15 protein-coding genes and 3 pseudogenes are annotated in these 16,399 nt (G+C 67.9%); 11 read left to right on the top strand and 7 right to left on the bottom strand.

All coding sequences use genetic code 11. The features are described from left to right. Nucleotides 1-249 precede the first annotated feature (249 nt). Complete coding sequence (locus ACFYWI_RS37440) at nt 250-387, bottom strand: hypothetical protein (RefSeq protein WP_389240495.1); 138 nt, start codon at nt 385-387, stop codon at nt 250-252. 259 nt (nt 388-646) lie between these two features. On the opposite strand from ACFYWI_RS37440, the gene ACFYWI_RS37435 reads away from it, so the two are divergent. Next, nucleotides 647-880: a hypothetical protein gene (locus tag ACFYWI_RS37435; protein ID WP_389240493.1), complete on the top strand. Its 234-nt coding sequence runs from the start codon at nt 647-649 to the stop codon at nt 878-880. 626 nt (nt 881-1,506) lie between these two features. Here ACFYWI_RS37435 and ACFYWI_RS37430 read toward each other — a convergent pair. Then, nucleotides 1,507-2,205 carry a hypothetical protein gene (locus ACFYWI_RS37430; RefSeq protein ID WP_389240500.1) on the bottom strand — a complete coding sequence of 233 codons (699 nt, stop codon included), beginning with the start codon at nt 2,203-2,205 and terminating at the stop codon, nt 1,507-1,509. Between the two features lie 26 nt (nt 2,206-2,231). Next, a pseudogene (locus tag ACFYWI_RS37425) lies at nt 2,232-2,369 on the bottom strand (IS630 family transposase); the annotation flags it as partial. Nucleotides 2,370-3,010: 641 nt separating this feature from the next. Between ACFYWI_RS37425 and ACFYWI_RS37420 the strand changes: the two are divergent. The 3 genes and pseudogenes from ACFYWI_RS37420 (at nt 3,011) to ACFYWI_RS37410 (ending at nt 6,614) form a co-directional block, all read left to right on the top strand. Beyond that, complete coding sequence (locus tag ACFYWI_RS37420; protein WP_389240490.1) at nt 3,011-4,222, top strand: S8 family peptidase; 1,212 nt, start codon at nt 3,011-3,013, stop codon at nt 4,220-4,222. Between the two features lie 180 nt (nt 4,223-4,402). Next, nucleotides 4,403-4,636 (top strand): annotated as a pseudogene (locus tag ACFYWI_RS37415) (IS256 family transposase); the annotation flags it as partial. 1,030 nt (nt 4,637-5,666) lie between these two features. Continuing rightward, entirely contained in the window at nt 5,667-6,614 is a 948-nt protein-coding gene (locus tag ACFYWI_RS37410; protein ID WP_389240488.1) for a hypothetical protein, read from the top strand. A 72-nt stretch (nt 6,615-6,686) separates the two neighbouring features. Here the strand turns inward: ACFYWI_RS37410 and ACFYWI_RS37405 are convergent, their stop codons facing one another. After that, nucleotides 6,687-6,959 carry a transposase gene (locus tag ACFYWI_RS37405; RefSeq protein WP_389240486.1) on the bottom strand — a complete coding sequence of 91 codons (273 nt, stop codon included), beginning with the start codon at nt 6,957-6,959 and terminating at the stop codon, nt 6,687-6,689. On the opposite strand from ACFYWI_RS37405, the pseudogene ACFYWI_RS37400 reads away from it, so the two are divergent. The 3 genes and pseudogenes from ACFYWI_RS37400 to ACFYWI_RS37390 form a co-directional block, all read left to right on the top strand. After that, nucleotides 6,891-7,195, top strand: a pseudogene (locus ACFYWI_RS37400) (transposase); the annotation flags it as partial. The gene ACFYWI_RS37405 and the pseudogene ACFYWI_RS37400 sit on opposite strands and share 69 nt — an antisense overlap. A gap of 103 nt (nt 7,196-7,298) precedes the next feature. Further along, complete coding sequence (locus ACFYWI_RS37395) at nt 7,299-7,547, top strand: YlcI/YnfO family protein (protein ID WP_389240484.1); 249 nt, start codon at nt 7,299-7,301, stop codon at nt 7,545-7,547. A gap of 2 nt (nt 7,548-7,549) precedes the next feature. Then, nucleotides 7,550-7,921, top strand: coding sequence for a toxin Doc (locus ACFYWI_RS37390; RefSeq protein ID WP_389240482.1), 372 nt, complete (start codon nt 7,550-7,552; stop codon nt 7,919-7,921). Between the two features lie 539 nt (nt 7,922-8,460). On the opposite strand, the gene ACFYWI_RS37385 is transcribed toward ACFYWI_RS37390, so the two are convergent. Continuing rightward, a complete protein-coding gene (locus ACFYWI_RS37385) occupies nt 8,461-8,829 on the bottom strand; it encodes an HGxxPAAW family protein (protein ID WP_389240480.1) in 369 nt (122 codons plus the stop codon). Nucleotides 8,830-8,935: 106 nt separating this feature from the next. Between ACFYWI_RS37385 and ACFYWI_RS37380 the strand changes: the two genes are divergently transcribed. The 4 genes from ACFYWI_RS37380 (at nt 8,936) to hemC (ending at nt 14,163) form a co-directional block, all read left to right on the top strand. Then, entirely contained in the window at nt 8,936-9,442 is a 507-nt protein-coding gene (locus ACFYWI_RS37380; RefSeq protein ID WP_389240497.1) for a MarR family transcriptional regulator, read from the top strand. Between the two features lie 382 nt (nt 9,443-9,824). Next, nucleotides 9,825-12,539, top strand: a complete 2,715-nt coding sequence (locus ACFYWI_RS37375; RefSeq protein ID WP_389240478.1) for an ABC transporter substrate-binding protein — start codon at nt 9,825-9,827, stop codon at nt 12,537-12,539. 100 nt (nt 12,540-12,639) lie between these two features. Next, nucleotides 12,640-13,209, top strand: a complete 570-nt coding sequence (locus tag ACFYWI_RS37370; protein ID WP_389240475.1) for an O-methyltransferase — start codon at nt 12,640-12,642, stop codon at nt 13,207-13,209. An 18-nt stretch (nt 13,210-13,227) separates the two neighbouring features. After that, a complete protein-coding gene (gene hemC / locus ACFYWI_RS37365; RefSeq protein ID WP_389240473.1) occupies nt 13,228-14,163 on the top strand; it encodes a hydroxymethylbilane synthase in 936 nt (311 codons plus the stop codon). 519 nt (nt 14,164-14,682) lie between these two features. Here the strand turns inward: hemC and ACFYWI_RS37360 are convergent. Further along, nucleotides 14,683-15,312, bottom strand: coding sequence for a hypothetical protein (locus tag ACFYWI_RS37360; protein ID WP_389240471.1), 630 nt, complete (start codon nt 15,310-15,312; stop codon nt 14,683-14,685). A gap of 306 nt (nt 15,313-15,618) precedes the next feature. Beyond that, on the bottom strand, nt 15,619-16,209 hold the full coding sequence (locus ACFYWI_RS37355; RefSeq protein WP_389240469.1) for a tetratricopeptide repeat protein: 591 nt from the start codon (nt 16,207-16,209) through the stop codon (nt 15,619-15,621). Between the last annotated feature and the right edge of the window lie 190 nt (nt 16,210-16,399).

Raw genomic sequence — 16,399 nt, 5'->3', positions numbered from 1 at the left:
CCTCGACGGCGTCATCATCGACGACGCCGAGGTCTTCAACGACAAGCTGCGCGAGTGGGAGGACTACTACAACTACCATCGCCCCCACGGCGGCCAGACGCCCTACGAACGCCTCAAGCAGAAGACCACGACCCAGGCGTAATCGGTGATCGTCAGTTGCACACGGGTCCCATGCCCTGCCAGGCGCACGATGCTTGTAGCTAAGTGGCCGGGACAGTGGTTCCATCGTTCCGGCCACTTGAGAGCTACTTACTTGCTGACAATTTCGTGGAGCAGGGCGACAACAGCGACGCCAACTACCACGGCGATGCCGATCGGTGGGTTGAGGTACGCGATGCCTATGACGAGTGCGCCCGCTGTCAGCAGGCCAAGGGTACGTACTTCCATGACTGGGCCCCTCCTGGTGGCTCAAGGCCCGCCGCCGGTCGCAACTTCCCGGGAGCACCCGTGGCAGGCCCGTTCCATGCCCTCGTGAACGCAAAGAGGCCCTACTCCCATACGTTCCTGGGAGCAGGGCCTCTCTATGCCTTGAGGGCTAGCTCTACGACTACTGCAGCACATCAGGATGTAGCCGCAACAACCCCCTATAAGCCAACTTTTGGGCTGATTCCCGCCAACCGTGAAACGGTCAGGGGCGACGCCTACGGTGCAGAAGAGCCACAACGAGCTGGGGCAGCTCTCGCACCAGAGCTACAACGTCGGTTCGGTGAGTGCGGCAGAGCGCCACGATGCAGACGGCGGTGGCGCAAATCATCGCCAGACCAAGTACAAGCGTCACGAGCAGAGCGACGGGGTCCATGTGGATCTCCTGATTTTGGGCGCGCGGAACCAGGGCCAGGCGCCAGGGATGGAAGATCAGCGGTCGGTAGTGCCGCGTTGAATGTGCTCGACCGGTCGGTTAGCTCCGCAACTCCCGGGGTTCTAAGGAGCCGCTGTCCCAAGGAGAACGCCACATCCGCTTGTGGGTGCGGACGGTTGTCTCTCGCACCACCAGAAGAGGTGAAAATTTGTGGCGCCCCGTCGCGTCGCTGCCTTCCGGGCCCTCAGGACCCGTACAGGGCGGGGGGAGCCATTCGGTCCCGGTCGGCCCGTACAGGCTTGGGAGCGTCTCCCCGGGGCGCAGGCAGGATCTGTCCGGGCTGGGATTCCGGCGCCAAGCGGGGGCGAACAGCAGCCGCTCACTAGGGCAGACACTCTGCACCCCGGGGTGAGCTATCAGGCAGAACAGGCGCGAGATGGCGCGTAAAGGGGGCCAGGAGCGTCGAACTCGGCGTCGGCGTCGGGAACGACGATGACCCGAGAGCCGCAGAGGGTCGCTGAGGGACGCGCCGCCCTGCTCCTGTAGGTCGCCGCGCGCAGCGCGTCTGTGTTCATCGGCAGAGCCGATGGGGCTTGGAAGTCGTGCCCGAAGGGCTCCTCTTAGGTACTGACCAGCCCGTTCTCCACCAGGGGCAGCCCCACGGCGCCGCCCGTCACCCATCGGGTGACGGGCGGCGCCTCCTTCCCTCAGGTTATTAACAGGCCCTTGCGCTCGCTGCTCATGGGCGCCGCCCCCAGTAATGACCCACCGTTTCCAACTGTCCGCCGTCCCTGCAGAGCGGTCCGGGCTGACCGCCGCCTGGCGGTGTTGGCTGGCGCCCACGTCGATACCGGCCGCGCGATCGACGACGCTGCCCCTTGCTTGGCCCGTCCGAGGGTGGCGGTGGTGGGGCGCCAGGCGGCGGGCCCCCACACGGGCGCGATGGACGTCGTAGGTGGCCAGGTAGGCCAACGCGCCGCCGCGGTCGTATTTGTGGTTGACGCGCATCGCCCGGCCTGCCCGGGTACCAGGGTCGGGTGGCAGCGGCAGCGCGCCTGGATGGAAGTCTTCTCGTCCGCGGAGATCACGTACTCGTCCTCGCCCAGTGGGGCGCCGTCGAAGGTGCGGGCGTACAGATCCAGCACGCGCGCCGCCTTGGGCCGGAAGACGGGGTCGCGCACGAAGATCCAGGACTGCTGCGACGACTTGAGCGCGTCCTGATTGAGCCGGCGCCGCACGGTGGAAGGGGCGATCGACCCGGCGATGGACCGGCCGACCACCTCCCGGCCCAGCTCCGGACACGACCAGCGAGACAGCGGGGTGCCGGTCTCGGCGGGTAACTGACACGCCAGCGCCTTGACCTCGGCGACCTGCAACGCGGTGAACGAGGCCTGCCGACCGGCCACTTGCGGGCGGCCAGGGCGGGCAAGCCGCCGGTGGCGAACCTGCCACGCCAGGTGCGCACCGTGTCCACGTGCAGCCGCCTCTGCGCGGATATCCGGGCATTGGAGCACCCACGGGTAGCCAGCAGCACGACAGTTGCGCGCTTCGACGCGGGCGAGGGCTCCATCGGCTTTTTCGTCGGGCAGCGCTTCGGCGTAGGCGAGCCGGCTGAATCCCTCGATGGCGCAGTGGCTTCCGTTTGATTCACACTGCGCCTCCACGAACTCGCCGGCCCGCCTCGCGCATCCGGACGGCCAATGGGCGGTAACCAGCGGTCTTCAGCCCGCTGTCGCCACGGGCCGTTCTGCTGGTGCTCAAGCGCCGTGAGCGATCGGGACTGCGCCGACTCATCGACACCGCCGGCGCCACGAACGGCCAGAGGCGCCCTGAAGCGACCAGACCTCCCCCGACCTGACTGGCCGGCGCGACCGGGAGGGCGAGGACGACCGAGCTGTCGGCCGTAGTGGAGCAGCCCGACTCACACCGGAGCCTGTTCGACGATCGACCGGGGACCGGACTGCTCGCAACGATCTGCCACGACGGCAGGTCGGCGCCCATCAGCCCCGCTGACTCATGGAGCTTCGATTGCGGCCGCATGTCAGGGTCGTGACAAAGCGTCAACTCCCTTGATCTACGCCCGTAGATCGAACAGTGTGCTGCTCATGCCCGGGACGGAACACACCGGTCCGAGCCGTGTGCGCCATCACGCACATGACCCCCACAGGGCGCGTCCCCACAGCGCGCCGCCTAGAGGAGGACTCCCTCGTAATGGCACAGAAGCGCAGCACCAAGAACTCCCGGATCGCGATCGCGATCACCGTCGCCACGGCGGCCACCCTGCTCGGCTCGGCCACCGCCCTTCCCGCGCAGGCGGCCCCGACGGAGGGCACCGTGCTCGCGGCCGGTTCGCCGACCGCGATCAAGGACAGCTACATCGTTACGCTGAAGAAGGACGCGGGCTTCCGCGCCGCCACGCAGCAGGGCAAGGGCCTGATAGCGAAGTACGGCGGGGCGGTGAAGCAGACCTTCGGCAGCGCCCTCAACGGGTACACCGCCGAGCTCTCCGCGACGGAGGCGAAGAGCCTCGCCGCCGACCCGGCCATCGCCTCGGTCGAACAGAACCAGCGCGTCCACGTCGACGCCACTCAGCCCAGCGCCCCTTGGGGCCTGGATCGCATCGACCAGTCGGCGCTGCCGCTGTCCGGTACGTTCACCTACCCAGACGCTGCAGGCAGCGGCGTGACGGCGTACGTCATCGACACCGGCGTGAGGATCACACACAAGCAGATCAGCGGCCGGGCCTCGTACGGATACGACGAGGTCGACGGTGACACCACCGCCCAGGACGGCAACGGCCACGGCACCCATGTGGCCACCACCATCGCCGGATCGACGTACGGCGTCGCCAAGAAGGCCAAGATCGTGGCCGTCCGCGTGCTGGACGACGACGGCTCCGGCACCACCGCCGGCGTCATCGCAGGCGTCGACTGGGTCACCGCCAACCACAGCGGCCCCTCGGTCGCCAACCTGTCCCTCGGCGGAGGCGCCAGCACCGCGCTGGACACGGCCGTCAAGAACTCCATCGCCAGCGGCGTGACCTACGCGATCGCAGCCGGCAACGAAGGAGTCGACGCGTCCAGCAGCTCGCCCGCCCGTGTCACACAGGCCATCACCGTCGGCGCAACGAGCAACACCGACGCCAAGGCCAGCTGGTCGAACTACGGCAGAGTCCTCGACATCTTCGCGCCGGGCGTCTCGATCACAGCGGGCTGGAACACCAACGACACGGCGACGAGCACCATCTCGGGCACCTCGATGGCCACCCCGCACGTCGCGGGCGCCGCGGCCCTCTACCTGGCCGGGCACACCTCCGCCACGCCGGCGCAGGTCGCCACCGCCCTCGTGAACGGCGCCACCGCCGGTGTCGTGACCAGCCCGGGCACCGGCTCCCCGAACAAGCTCCTCAAGATCGTCCAGTAGCGGCAATCCCGCTTACCGCCGATGTGTTCCCCGGAGGCCCGACCGGCCTCCGGGGAACGTCCCGTCCCGGCCGGGCGGGAGAGGCCCGCCCGGCCTGGATCGGCCCATGACGGCGAACTCCCCGTCACCGAGGGCACATTGATCCGGCTCCAGGTCGACCGCCTGCCCGGCGGGCGGAGACCCGCTACCCCGTGGCTGTGGTCTTCCAGGACCGGGTCCCGGCCGGCCGTGCGGCTGCGCACCAAGGTCACCAAGGGCGCCGGCAGTCGGGCCGCCGCGCTGAGTATGGTGTTCAAGCTGATCGAATCTGCGCAGGCCCGCTGGCGCGCGGTCAACGCGCCCCACCTGGTTGCCCTGGTCCGGGCGGGAGTCCGTTTCGAGCGCGGCCAGCTGGTTGAGCGGCCGGAAGGGATAGGCATGACCGGCCTCCACACCGACGAGGAGCCCGCCGAGCACCGGCGCTTCGCCCGCTATCTGGAGGCTCTGGAAGCCGTCGCCGAGGCGGACGAGGCCGACTTGGTGGCCGCCGTCCTGCACGACCAGGACACGACGATGGCGGACAGTGCGGTGGGCCGCCATCTGGACCGCCGGGCCGCCGCCCTGCTGACCGACCCCCATTTCACGTCCTGGGCCCAGACCCTCTCCCAGGTGATCGCGGATCGCGACTTCCTCGCCCGCGCCTTGCACGAATGGACCCTGCTCAGAACCATCGCCCTGGGCAACCCATGGACCGCCGAGGAGCTCACGAGCGCATCCGACTGGTTCCAGCACTCGGCCGCAACCACGCAGACCGTGACCTCACCCGAGGCCCTCAGGCTGCTGGCCGAGCGCGGACGAACCCGCCGCGTTCGAAATGCAGCATGCCGTCAGCTGCTGCACCGGGACCAGCCCAACTGACTTGATCCACAGGTCTTGACGATTCCTCGAGGAGAGTTGGTTGGATCTGCGTTCGCGTGTGGAATCAGCGCAGAACAACTTCATCACCACCGCGCCCCGCCAACTCTCGTTTCCTCGTGACCTTCCGCGCCGGCAACTCGGCCGGAGCGGAGCCCGCTGTGACCCACCGCATTCAGGACGGCCCTGCTCCCCGGCACTGGCGGCACTCGGTTCATCCTGCTCGCCGACGAGCCGGCGCACGGTGCTCCGGACTGGGCATCGACGATCAAGGACAGCGACATCGCAACGGTCACGAGGCTGACCGAGTCCGGCGTGACGCGGTGGGAGCACACGCCGCAACAGACCCAGGGCCGCAACGTCACGACCGACGACCCACGCCGGCTCACGACGAGGAGGATCCCTTCCCATCAGGCCGCGCCGAGCCTCGCCGTGCCGGGGCCGCTCACGCCACGCACGGCAGGACGCCGTCACTACCTGCCGGTGGGCGCGGGCGTCCTACTGTGTGAGGGGCACCGTCCTCCATCCGACCAGCAGGGAGTACCAGGTTGTGAACGTCGAGATCTCCTCGCTCGTACGCGGCACCTCCGCCCAGCTCGGCGCCGGCGTCCCCTACGCGCTGAAGGTTCTGGCCGGCCAGCTGGCCGACGACCCGGACATGGGCGAGCCCTCGGGTCTGCCCGGCATCCTCAGCGTGATGATCGACGGGGACACGTTCGAGGACTGCCCTACCCTGAACGTGGGCTATATCCGTGAGCCCGACCGGATCGAGATCCGGTACGTGAACCCGGCCCCCTCCGCCGAGCCCGCCGCGGAGGACCAGGACCAGGACCAGGACCAGGAGCAGGAGCAGCCTGCCGACACTGCCGCTGCCGCGGTCACCGTACGGGAGATCGCCGACGCCTGGCAGCGCATCACCCGCTGGCTCCAGCACAACGCCCCCGACTCGTACGCCGCGCTCCGCGCCGGCGCCAGCCCCGCCGCCCTCGCCGCCCTGGAAGACGACCTTGGCGTTCAGATACCTGTCGAGCTGCGCGTCCTGTGGCTGCTGACCGCGGGCGACGACGGGGCCAACGGCTGGGGATGCCTGCCCGGCAACCGTGCTCTGATGACCCTGGACGCGGTGGCCGGCGCCTACCGGCTGAAGATGGACAACCAGGCCGACCACGACACCCTCAACGCCGACCGCCCCGAAGACGAGCGGATCACCGTGTGGAAGCCGACCTGGATTCCGGTTGTCGCCTTGGGCCCGGCTGACAGCACTTCGGGCCTGTACCTGGACGCCGCGACCGGCTACCTGGGCCGCTGGTCCCGCTACAACGAAGGCCCCGGCGAGGTACTCGACACGCTTGTCACCTACCTGGAAGAGGCTGCCGACATGCTTGAAGCCCCGGCCCTGGCCACGCGGGACAAGCCTGGCCTGATCGGTGGGGCGCTGGTGTGGCTCAGCAGTATCGACCCCGCTCAGGAAGACCGGTGGCAGCCCTTGACCGGCTGACCACACACGGGAAGGGGGCCAGCCCTGCGGACACTGTTGGTAAATGGCCCCTCTGACTGCGTCCCGCTGCCGTCAGGCAGCGGGACGCAGTCGTTCGAAGCGGGAGATACGAGTTCCGGCCCGGGGTGTGCCAGTGATCCAGGCGTCGAGCCGGGCAAGGTTCATCGCGGTGGAGGTGAAGAGGTGTTGAAGACTGGTCTCGGGGCGGCCGCGATATCGGGACCGCCGGAGGCCGAAGGTACGGACGCCTTGGGAGACGGTGGCCTCGATGCCCAGCCGGTGCTGGTAGAACTCTCCGCGGCCAACACCCACGACAGCCAGGCGCTGAAGCCGATGCTGTCCCATTTCCACATGGGACACGAATCCCACGCAGCCGAATCCAAACCCCAACGCCTCCACGCGGACAAGGCGTACGACGTCCCCCACCTGCGAGTCCAGCGAACGTCTCGGCCGCCGAAGATGGGTCATCGAACCGAACCGTCTCCTGGCTGACCGGCTACCGCCGACTCAACCACCGCTCCGAGCGACAGCCGGGCAACTACCTTGCCTTTCTCAAGCTGGCAGCTGCCATCTGCTGCTACCCGCAGCCTCACCACGCAGGACACGGTTTAAGGATGTCAGCCGCATCGGTTCATTTCCGTCGAACCGATATCGGTGCTGTACGCCCTGCTGTACGTTCGGAGCATGTCGAAACCAGTGACGATCCGAGTCCCCGAAGAGCTCCACGCGCAACTGCAGGCGCGCGCCGAAGCAGAAGGCACCACGGTCACCTCGCTCATCACCGAAGCCGCGCGCAACGCCGTCCGCGACCCCCGCCTGGAGGGCGCCGCGGAAGTCTTCCGCGCCTTCCTCACGGACAACGCTGCCGCGTTCGACGAGGCCTTCCCCCATGACGCCCCCGACCGGCCGGACGCCTCGCGACGGGCCGCCTGACCGTGGACTTCTACATCGACATCCGGTGGCTCCTGGAGCGCCAGGCGGAGGTCCTGCCCAAGCAGCCGTCCGTCCACGACTTCTCCAACCTGGTGGCCGCCGTCGCCCGCCACCGCGTCAACACTCCGCAGGTCGGCGTCACCGTCGACAACGCCTGGCGCGCGGCCGCGCTGATGCACGCCATCATCCGGCTACAACCTCTCCCGGCCCGCAACGCCCTGTTCGGATCAGCGATCTCCGTGGCCTACATGGACGCTGCCGGTGAAGGCATCAACCCGCCGTACGGCGCCCTGATCGACCTCGCACGTGACATCGACGCCGGCCGAACCGACGCGTACGACGCGGCCGACCGTATCCGCTCCTGGCGGATCTGACGCCGACCCGGCCAGACAGCGGACAGTTCGCCAGGACAGAGCCGGAAGACCCGCAGCAGGTCGCGCGCATGCGCTACCAGCTGTACGTAGAGACGACTCCAGGCCCCAGAGCACGGGGAGTTCGCCTCGGGCGCCATGTCGCGGGTACCGCCCGAGGTCGCTGCCGATCCGGCCCAGCTGCACGCGATGCGCAACAGGATCGATGCCCAGCAGCGTCAGCGTCGCAGCGATCAGCAGGAACTCGAGGGCATCGCCCGAGCGAGCGGAACGGACTCAGAAAACGACGGGGGACGGTGTGCTGGTGGACGGTTCGAGCCTCAATCATCCGACTCACCGCCTCTGCGCAGGGTCGAATCTGAACGGCGCGGACCTGGGGAGCGTCAAGGGGCGCGCGCAGCTGCCGGCCGACACCCTGCTGGGACGCCAGCAGGGTCGGGGCGGGGCAAGGCCGGCGATACTCGGCGCGCGCCCGGAGCCAGACCCCCTCGGCGCCCTGTGCTGACGGCGACCGTTCCTTGTCCTCACCGAGAAAACCATGGCTACGACGGTTGCTCCGCGAGTGCGGGCGCGACCTCGACGGCAGGGACGACGACCGGGGCAGCGGCGGGGCTGCGCCCTGCAAGACGGCAGCCGAGGCAGTCGGGGTGGCCCCGCCGTGCCGCTGTGTCGCGGACGCGCCAGGACTGCTGGGCGACCGGCCGTGGTCCGGTGGCCTTGCCCCACCCTGCCAGGTGAAGAAGCCAGCTGGTGAGCGCGGCGAAGGCGACGACGGCGCCGCCCAGCACGAGTCCTGTGGTCGAGCCGGCGGCGAACGCCACCGCCATCTGCGTGCTGCCGGCAGTGGCTATGGCGGTGCCTGCCCAGCCGGCGACCGTGTGGCCCATGTCGTGGTCTGCGTGCATGCTCATGGCCGTCTCCTCGGGAAATGGGATGCTGGAGCGGCTGACCGGGCTCACCCGCTCAGGAATATCTTATCTCGCGAGATAAATTACTTGGATGCTAGGGGGATGTGTGGTGCAGGGCAAGGCGCGTCCGGCGGCGACAGCCGACCAGGCGCTGTACGCGATGGACCGGATGATCGCGACCGCACAGTTCGGGCAGCAGGACATCGCGCGGCGGCTCGGCCTCAACGTCACGGATCTCACCTGTCTCGGCTTCCTCATCGAGGCCGCCACGGCCGGCGAGTCCCTCGTGGCGGGCGACCTCGCCGACCGGGCCCGGCTGACCACCGGAGCGGTGACCGGTGTCCTCAACCGCCTGGAGAAGGCCGGCTACATCCGTCGCCAGACGGACCCGCGAGATCGCCGACGGGTCCAAGTGGTCATGGAGAAGTCCGCACTGGAACGCATCCTCGAGGTCTACGGCCCCTTCTACGAGCGCCTGGGCATGCTCTTCGCCGACTACACCCCGGACGAAATCGCCGTACTGGCGGACTGGTTCACCCGTGCCAAAGCCCTGCTCCAGGACTCATTGGACGAAATCCGCCAAGGCGTCTCCCAATGGCCCCCGTCCGACCGCTGAACGCCGCACCGCTTCCCGCGCACATGGCGCCGGACACCGGCTTCAGCAAGGGGCAGACCGGTCCGCTCGGCTGACGTCTAAAGGAGTGGGGAGTTGGCGTCCGTCCTCGAACGGAGTCCGTCGGCGGGCCACGGGGAGCGCCTGCGGGCATCTGTCGCCGTCTGGGGGCGTGGACTGCGTGGCATCAGCGCGCCAAGGCCCCTGGCAACAAGCTTGTTTACCCACGGCGATCGCCCCGTCACCGCTAGCGTGTCTGGAATCCGCTGCCTCGGCAGGCCAGGCCGATCGTGATCGCTCTGTCCGCTGTCCTGCTTCGCTGCGGCGTATCCACAGGATGGATGGACAGCGGCGCCGGGCCGCCCGGAAGCTCGAAGGAGCATGTGTGCAGCGGCCGCTTCCCCAGGGAATCGAGTACCTGATCGAGCAATTCGATGCCTTCGCCGGAAACCGGAACGGAAGCCGGCGGTTACCGGTGATGCTGCTGCGGCGGGATGGCGGCGCTTCCGGTCCTTCCGACTCCGTAGCCGCCGCCCGTGCAGCCGGCGCTGTCGCGCGATCGGTCATCGTGGGCTACCAAGACCGCCTTTGCGAGCAGGACCTCGACCGGACGATCGACCTTGTCCCGCATGCCCTGATCGAAGATGGGAGTTTCGCTCCGCCAGCCCCCGACCCAGGCGAAAACGCGGACGCAGCAGTCGAAGAGCATGTCGCCTTGCTCGACAGCATCGTCGACCAGCTCGAGAACTCCATGCCGCACGATGCCGGCGAACTCAGGCTTCCCCGCTTCCACACCTGCCGTGCGGTTCTGGACGTATCGGTGGGTGCCGGTTCGGCCGCCAGCAAGCGACGGCGCCTGCGTGACGAGCTCTACCTCCAACTTCTCGGCCGCCGGCCGCTCCTGGGGACGCTTGCACGGTTGGCGGGCGCCACGGGCACCGGTTTCCTGGTGAACATCTGGCTTTCGATGTTCCAGCTGCTCGTCGTCGGAGTTCCCCGGCGGGTCTACGGCCTCTGGCTCAGCAGACGCCGCAGCCTGCGCTGGGTCGGCTCCCGGCGCCCCAAGGGGCCCAACTTCCTGCGGATGGCGCTGGCGATCACCAGGTCCGGCACCTCCCGGGGAAACCACGCCCTGGTCCAGCGCATGCTGCTCATGGCCCTGCTGAACGACCTGTCGAGAGCGGCCAGGCCGTCCAGGCTGTGGATCTACCGGGCCCGGCGGCAGTGGCCCTTCGTGCTGCTCCTGCCAGCAGTGGGTGACGAAGGCACGCCCGTCCGCCAGTTGCTCGACACCTATGCGGACCTTGTCCGTACCGAGCGGCCCGCTCCGCTGATGGTCCTCGGCGCCCTCGCCGGCGAACCTCCCTCGTACGCCCAATCCGTGGCAACCGATCCCCGCAGCGTCACAGGCGTTGCCGACAAGGTGCACGCGCTCTATGCCCGGGGCTCCGCCTCCGCCGTCTACCTCGTTCCCCTGTCCGCGAGCGATGACGACGGCCCCGCGGAGCGGTGGCTGGACACGAATCCGAAGGTCCCTGTGAGGGCGAACGGCCGGAGTGACTATGTACGGGCGGTGGGGGCTCCGCTCGTGGCCCTCGCCCTCGTGGCCGGTGCGACGCTCTTCGTCATGGAGGACGCCGACCGGCCGCCCTCGTGTCGGCTTGTGAGCACCGGGGAGATCGTGGGTGTCACCGACGGTCGGGAATGCCATCTGGGAGTGGCTGGCCGGGACGACGAACTGCTGGCCTTGGAGAAAATCGCCGCGCAACAGAACGACGCGGTCGTGAACAGTAGACGGCCGTACCGCACCCTGGTGTTCTTTGCGCCACTGACCGCGGAGCCCGGCGATTCCACTCCGGTCAGCATCCAGAGCCTGCGAGGCGCCCTGGCCGCGCAGAACCAGGTGAACGGCAGAGAGGGCGACATCGTTCAGGTGCGTCTTCTGATCGCCAACTCGGGCAAGTACTTCGCGTACGGCTCGCAGCGCTCCACGGGTCCCGATGTCGCCCAGGAGATCATCGACCGCAAGGACCGGGACAAGATCGCGGCAGTCATCGGAATCACGCAGAGCCGGCCGTCGTCATTCGCTGCTGTGCAGCAGCTTTCCGCAGCGAGCATCCCCATCATCGGAAATTCCGTCACGGGCAGCAAGATGGTCGACGAAAAATCCCCCTCCTACTACTTTCAGGTGTCACCGTCGAACGATCGCACCGCCGAGGTCATGGCGGAGTTCTCCAGGTACTCCGAGCAGATCGGCGAGCTGACAACAAACGTGGACGGCGACAGGACGGCGGTCGTGGTCTACGACCCGGATGACGAATTCTTCAGTGCGGATCTGAAGGAGAAGTTCTCGGAGAAATACAAGGGCGGAGACATAGTCAGCGTTCCCTATTACGAAAACCGGAACGGGCAGATCGTCTCCGAAGTGGCCAGAAACGTCTGCACCGAGGTCCGCTCCACGGGCGGGTTCATCGTCTACGCGGGACGCTCCGGAGAAATGCCAGAGCTGTTCGACGCACTGCAAGGCGCCGCGGACTGCCGCAAATCGGACGGCAAACAGGTAGCCGTCCTCTCCGAGAGCACGGCAGCCAAGTACCTTCAGGACCCCGCAGACATGCTCAAGAAGCATTCCGTACTGAAGCCTTACTACGTGATGTTCAACAACTCCAACGGAAAGGAAACCCCGGACAGTCCGTACTCGGAGTTCACTTCCCACTTCCGGGACGTATTCACAAATGGGACGGTGCCGGAGGGAAATGCAGCAGGAGCCTATGATGCACTCCGCGTGGCCTCCGAAGTGATCAACTCGGTCTACGCCCAGTACAAGACCTCGGAAAACACCGACGCCCGCTTCCAGTCGACGGACGTGTACGCGCGACTGTCGAATCCAGGCATCCAAAACTTCTCGGGCGCATCCGGACTCCTCTCGCTCGACACCCGGAACAAGTACCCACCGAATAAGGCCGTCTACATTCTCGAGTCACACCTGGACAAGAGCGTGACCACCTGGATGGCCTGCGGCCTTCTGCCCGACCAGCCGCCCGGCCTGAATGACCCGGACACCTGGGGCACGACCGGGAGGGAACACCGCTGTCCGTGAGTGCCGGATGCAGATCTTGCAGCCATGGACGCTGGATCACGGAGTACGGGAAGGCCACGGCGGTCTCCTTGCGCGGCCGCCGCCTACCTGGAGGCGCACCGTGGATGACACACCCCCCTTCCGCCCGAACGCACTCGACTCCATCCTCACCGACGCGGCCACGCTCAGCTTCGCGATGTCCTGCGAGGAGCGCACCGGCGCACTGCTGGCCACCCTCGCCGCCTCCAAACCAGGCGGCCACATGGTGGAGCTCGGCACCGGCGTCGGCGCTGGCACGGCCTGGCTGCTCCACGGCATGAGCCCCGATACCCGCCTGGCCAGTATCGAAGCCGATCCCGCGGCGCAGGCAGTCGCGGCCAAGCACCTCGACCACGACGCCCGCGTCACGTTCGAATCAGCCGACGCCGACACCTGGCTCACTACCTACACCGGCCCGCCCCTCGCCTACGTCGACTGCCGCCCGGGAAAGTTCCACCGACTCGCCGACCTCATCGCCCTGCTCGAGCCCGGCGGCCTCTACATCGTCGACGACCTCCTTCCCCAGCCGACCTGGCCAGAGGACCACCAGCCCCGGGTCGACACCTTCCTCGCACGCCTGTCCGAACACCCCAACCTGCTTGTCACACCGCTGAGATGGGCCTCCGGGCTGCTCATCGGGACTCGAGTGTGAGGGTCTATCGTGGGCGGCATGTCCGCCCCTGAGCTGATCCGTATCGTCTCCCGCGACTCACCGATGGCACTGGCCCAGGTGGAGCGCGTCCGCGCCGAGCTGGCCGCGCTCCACCCTGGCACTCGCACCACGGTGGTGCCGGTGAAGACGACCGGTGACAAGTGGATGGGTGACCTCTCCCAGGTGGAGGGCAAGGGCGCGTTCACCAAGGAAGTCGACGCCGCGCTCCTCGCAGGCGAGGCTGACCTGGCGGTCCACTGCGTCAAGGACGTTCCCGCCGACCGGCCGCTCCCGGCCGGCACCACCTTCGCCGCCTTCCTCAAGCGCGATGACATCCGCGACGCCCTCATCCACCCCGGCGGCCTCACCCTCGACCGGCTGCCGCCCGGCACCCGCATCGGCACTTCCTCGGTCCGCCGCATCGCCCAGCTCGCGGCATCCCATCCGCATCTGGAATGTGAGCCGTTCCGCGGCAACGCCAACCGCCGCCTGGAAAAGCTCGCCGCAGGCGAGGCCGACGCACTGCTGCTGGCCGTCTCCGGTCTTGAGCGGATCGGCCGCACGGACGTGATCACCGAGATTCTGTCCCCTGAGCAGATGATGCCGCCGATCGGCGCCGGGATCCTCGCCCTGCAGTGCCGCGAGGACGACACCGCCCTCATCAACACGGTCAGCGACCTCGGCCACCCCGACACCCATCGCGAGGCCACGGCCGAGCGCATGTTCCTCCATGTCCTCCAAGGACACTGCAACAGCCCCATCGCCGGCTACGCCAAAGCCGGACGAAGCGGCGAACTCTCCCTGCGCGCCTGCGTGTTCGCCCCCGACGGCAAGACCGTCCTCAACGCCCACGAATGGGCCGGACGCCTCGATCCCCAAACCCTCGGCACCTCCGTCGCCGTCGCCCTCCTGCGCCAGGGCGCCCGCGACCTCATCGACAGCATCGCCCACTGATGGCTCGCCTGCAGGGCCGCTGTCTGCGGTTGTGCCCGCCGTGTCGGTCACCAATCTCAGCCGGGACCAGTGGGGTTGTGGTCTTTTGACGGCGCCGGCGGCGACAACCGCACGGACCTCTACCAGGACCGCCGCCACTACGTGTGGGACAACCGCGGCCGCCCCGTCGACACCGAAACCTGGGGCCGCAACCACCACCGACGCAGCCGAACCGGCCGGTGACCGGGCCGTCTGCCCCTGGAGAGCAGCACCCCGCCGAACCGGTTGCGCCATGCCCCATCACGAATCCGACACACGTGCCCGGTTCCCCACCACACAGACCATGATCAACGAGCAGGGGGCCGATGCGCCACCGCCAACCACGCACGAGCTCGTTAGTCGGCGCCAGGCCACAGCATCGGCAACGGCCCAGATCAGCTGGACTCCGCTGAAGCAGGCGTGCGGCTGCGTTGTCGACTGGGGCGCTGACCTGCCAGACGAGATGATCGTGCAGCCTCGAGCGGGCGCTCGTGGGCCGGACTACTCCCCGCACTTGGTCATGGGCTTGGCGGCCGCTACCGCCTCTGCGAGCCGCTTGCTGAAGTTGTTGCTGTTGTTGGTGTTTCTGCTCAGCTCCGGGAGCTCCTGGGGGCCTGCCGAGGGCGCCAGAGGGGCGTCGCTCTGGCGCCTCCACCCCAGGCTCTGCGCGTCACGGAACCAGACCGTCTCTACTCGGATGCGCGCGTCGGCCGCGAACTCGTCTGCCTTACGCCCCACTACATTTGCCGGGAGGGAGATCTTCGAGCACGGTGGGAGGGTTTCGATCAGGACGAGGAAACTTTGGCCGTCGGTCTTTCCGGGAGACGTGGCGGTGCCCTTGACGTAGACGGCTGTCACGGGGTCCAGCGACCGGTTCGCCAGCACGCCGCTGATCCCGCCGTTCTTCTGCCGCTCTGACCAGGCGGAGACCATCGACGCCTGTCGGCGCTCCTGCGCCCCTGCATCCTCCCGGGACTGCTCCAGCTGGTCGATGGCAACCTGGGTGGCGTAGTACGTGCTTACACCGGTGAAGGCCAGGCCGCCGGCCGCCACCAGCACCGAAAGGATGGTCGCGTACAGGGTCCAGTCGAACCGCCGCCACCACGGTCGGACCGGCTCCTGCCTGACCATCCGTGCCTGCTCCGCCTCGTCCCCGCGCTCCCTCACCCGAACCGGTCGGGGGCGCCGACGCACCCTTAACCGAGCCTGCCGATCCCCGCTGCGCACCATCCGGCTTCCCCCGTGCTTGATCAGTGTCCCGGTCACCGCGACCGCCCGTGCAGGGCGGTCGCGGTAAGGACTGCTCAGTTCGCGTCCGGGTTGCGGTGTGAAACCGGACGGGAGGATGCAATCCAGCGTCGTAGACGGACCCTGACAACGCGGCCTCGTGCATTCTCGGCCGGCAGCTCGGGAAGGTAGTCTAGAGGCTCTTGCTCCTCATAGGGGCTGCAGTCGGGCGAGCAGGGTTCCCGCGAGGGCCATGTGACGGTGCCCAGGCTCGAGGACACGCTGCGCGTCGTTGAGAATCTGCGTGAGTTCATCTCGCGCCTGCTCGCTGCAGCCTTCACCAACCAGCGCCTGAGCCTTTTGCAGACGGCTGTGGATGGCATGCGGGTGGTCGGGGCCAAGGACGCGACTTCGGTCGGTCACCAGCTGAGTGAACGCCACGGTGGCTTCGACGGTCCGTCCGGCCCGGGCTGCAAAAGCTGCCTGGGTGCTGCGTATGGCGAGTGTGTGCGGGTCGTCCGGCCCGAGGCATCGCTGGGCATCCGCCAGGAGCTCGCCCAACTGCCGCTCTGCCTCGGCGAGATCGCCATGCAGGCTGAAGAACCAGATAAGGCTGCGCCGGGCAGCAAGAACCTGCGGGTGGTCGGGTCCTTCCAGCCGTAATCGGTCGTCGAGGAGAGCCTGCAACTGTCGGACGGCCGCCTGGGTCTCTCCCGCTTCTCCAGTGAAGTAGGCCTGCTGGTGCCGCGCGGCCAGTGTGTCGGCGTGCTCCGGACCCAGGGCGGCGATTACGGCAGTCACCAGTTCACTGAATGCGGATGCGGCCGCCTGCGAATCGCCGCTCTCTCCGGTGAAGAACGCCCACTGATGGCGGGCAGCCAGCGTATCGGGGTGACCTAGGGTCTGTCGTCAAATGATCTTGCGTGGTGGATCATGGTCGGGTGATACGTCGCCATGAACTGTCGGATGCCGAGTGGGAGTTCGTCCGTCC

Source organism: Streptomyces sp. NPDC002889, assembly GCF_042888425.1.
Lineage (GTDB): Bacteria > Actinomycetota > Actinomycetes > Streptomycetales > Streptomycetaceae > Streptomyces.
The sequence above is the reverse complement of the archived record's forward strand: the minus strand, read 5'-3'. Positions and strand labels throughout refer to the sequence as shown.

Coding starts and splice junctions, on each gene's coding strand:
- ACFYWI_RS37395 (WP_389240484.1), top strand. CDS start 7,299: ATGTCGAAACCAGTGACGATCCGAGTCCCCGAAGAGCTCCACGCGCAA.
- ACFYWI_RS37420 (WP_389240490.1), top strand. CDS start 3,011: ATGGCACAGAAGCGCAGCACCAAGAACTCCCGGATCGCGATCGCGATC.
- ACFYWI_RS37360 (WP_389240471.1), bottom strand. CDS start 15,312: ATGGTCAGGCAGGAGCCGGTCCGACCGTGGTGGCGGCGGTTCGACTGG.
- ACFYWI_RS37405 (WP_389240486.1), bottom strand. CDS start 6,959: ATGGGACAGCATCGGCTTCAGCGCCTGGCTGTCGTGGGTGTTGGCCGC.
- ACFYWI_RS37385 (WP_389240480.1), bottom strand. CDS start 8,829: ATGAGCATGCACGCAGACCACGACATGGGCCACACGGTCGCCGGCTGG.
- ACFYWI_RS37440 (WP_389240495.1), bottom strand. CDS start 387: ATGGAAGTACGTACCCTTGGCCTGCTGACAGCGGGCGCACTCGTCATA.
- hemC (WP_389240473.1), top strand. CDS start 13,228: ATGTCCGCCCCTGAGCTGATCCGTATCGTCTCCCGCGACTCACCGATG.